Origin of the sequence: Pseudofrankia coriaricola (genome assembly GCF_032027725.1) — a bacterium.
GTDB lineage: Bacteria > Actinomycetota > Actinomycetes > Frankiales > Frankiaceae > Pseudofrankia.
This window is the reverse complement of sequence record NZ_JASNFO010000195.1, coordinates 1-2,136: the sequence shown is the minus strand read 5'-3', so window position 1 is coordinate 2,136 and position 2,136 is coordinate 1. Positions and strand designations below refer to the sequence as shown.

Annotated in this window: 1 protein-coding gene; it reads left to right on the top strand. The window is 63.3% G+C overall.

Going from position 1 to position 2,136, the window contains the following annotated elements:
- Nucleotides 1–454 precede the first annotated feature (454 nt).
- Nucleotides 455–1,738 carry an IS256 family transposase gene (locus QOZ89_RS47035; protein ID WP_071050285.1) on the top strand — a complete coding sequence of 428 codons (1,284 nt, stop codon included), beginning with the start codon at nt 455–457 and terminating at the stop codon, nt 1,736–1,738.
- Nucleotides 1,739–2,136 lie beyond the last annotated feature (398 nt).

Sequence of the window (2,136 nt, the reverse complement as noted above, 5' to 3'; positions counted from 1 at the left end):
CGTCGCCCGCGCGAACGCCCGCCTCGCCGAGGATCTTGAGGCCGCCGGTTTCGACGAGGCGATGAAGGCCGCGCTGCGCGCCGAGCCGGTACTGTGCGGCGACGAGTCCCCGGTCAACGTGCTGCGCAGGGATCTCGACGAGGCCACGGGCACGGTCCTGGGCGTGTCATGACGACGGCTCTGGCGCACATTCGGTGGTAACGGTGCGTTAGCGCCGGTCGTGGAGGTCAAAGCGGTCGAAATCGGCCACCTCACAGACGTTCGCGAGGTCCGGCAGGCGCCGCCGCGCTGCGCTGGAAAGCCTCAACCAGGACAAAGTAGACGCAAGCGGCGTCTCACCACGCGATCACTGAACGTCACCACCGAATATGCGCCAGAGCCATGACGACTGTGTAAGCCAGAGGTGGACCAGGATTGATTTACCTTGATCGGGTAGGTCAGAAATGGACACCGAATGACACAGATCGTTACGCCTCGGACAAATGACGAGGCGGCGGTGCGGAGGGTTGCGGAGGCTTTTTCTCCGGAAACGATTGACGCGTTGTTGAAGGATGCGAAAGCGACCGGAACGCCGGTCGATGGGGTTGATGGTTTGTTGAACCAGATGACGAAGGCCGTCCTGGAGCGTGCCCTGCAGGTCGAGATGACGGACCATCTCGGGTACGAGGTCGGCGATCCGGCCGGACACGGCACGGGGAACTCCCGTAACGGGAGGTCCACGAAGACGGTGTCGACGCGTAACGGGCCGGTCGACATTGAGGTGCCGCGTGACCGGAACGGCTCGTTCGAGCCGATGATCGTACCGAAGCATGCCCGTCGGATAGGGAACCTCGACGACACGATCCTGTCGTTGTACTCGCGGGGAATGACGACGCGCGACATCGAGGCGCACCTGGGCGAGGTCTACGGCGTCCATGCATCCCGGGAACTGATCTCGAATGTCACCGAGGTGGTGGTCGACGAAATCAAGGCGTGGCAGTCCCGGCCACTCGACGAGGTCTACCCGATCCTGTACGTGGATGGTCTGCGGATCCGGGTCAAGGACAACGGTGTGGTCACGACCAAGGTCGCCTACCTGGCCGTGGGTGTCGACGTCGACGGGCGCAAGCACGCGCTGGGCTGCTGGATCCAGGACACCGAGGGGGCGAAGTTCTGGCAGAAGGTCCTGGCCGATCTGCGCAACCGCGGTGTGCGCGACATCCTGATCGTGTGCTGCGACGGGCTCACCGGCCTGCCCGAGGCCGTCGTCGCGGTCTTTCCCGAGACCGTGGTGCAGACGTGCGTTGTCCACGTGATCCGCAACGCGATGCGTTTCGTCTCCTACAACGATCGGAAAGCCGTCGTCAGGGCGATGAAGGAGATCTACACCGCGCCTACTCTCGAAGCCGCCGAACTCGGCCTGGCCGCCTTCGACAAGAACTTCGGGACCCAGTACCCCGGCGCCGTCGACGTATGGCGTCACGCGTGGGCGGAGTTCATTCCTTTTCTGGACTACCCGCCGGAGCTCCGGAAAATCGTCTACACGACCAACGCCATCGAGTCGATGAACTTCCAACTCCGGAAAATCACGAAGAATCGAGGCCATTTCCCGGACCGTGACGCGGCGATGAAGCTACTCTACCTGGGACTCCGGAACATATCGAGCCACCGGGGCGGCGAGTCCGGGACCGGGACCCACGGCTGGAAAATCGCGCTCAACTCGCTGGTCAACCTCTTCCCGGGACGCTTGCCATTCTGATAATGTGAACTTGTAGGCTGGTGTTCATCTCTGGCTTACACGAAAATCGTGGCTCTGGCGCATATTCGGTGGTGACGTTCAGTGATCGCGTGGTGAGACGCCGCTTGCGTCTACTTTGTCCTGGTTGAGGCTTTCCAGCGCAGCGCGGCGGCGCCTGCCGGACCTCGCGAACGTCTGTGAGGTGGCCGATTTCGACCGCTTTGACCTCCACGACCGGCGCTAACGCACCGTTACCACCGAATGTGCGCCAGAGCCAAAATCGTGACAGGCTCACGGTCCTGTCCGGCACCCCGCACCTGCTGGTGGTCCGCACCCCGACACCCGGGCTGGTCTGGTACGCGGCGATCAGCTCACGCTCGTCGGAGGCGATCGACGCCACCGGGGTGCTCGACGGCTGG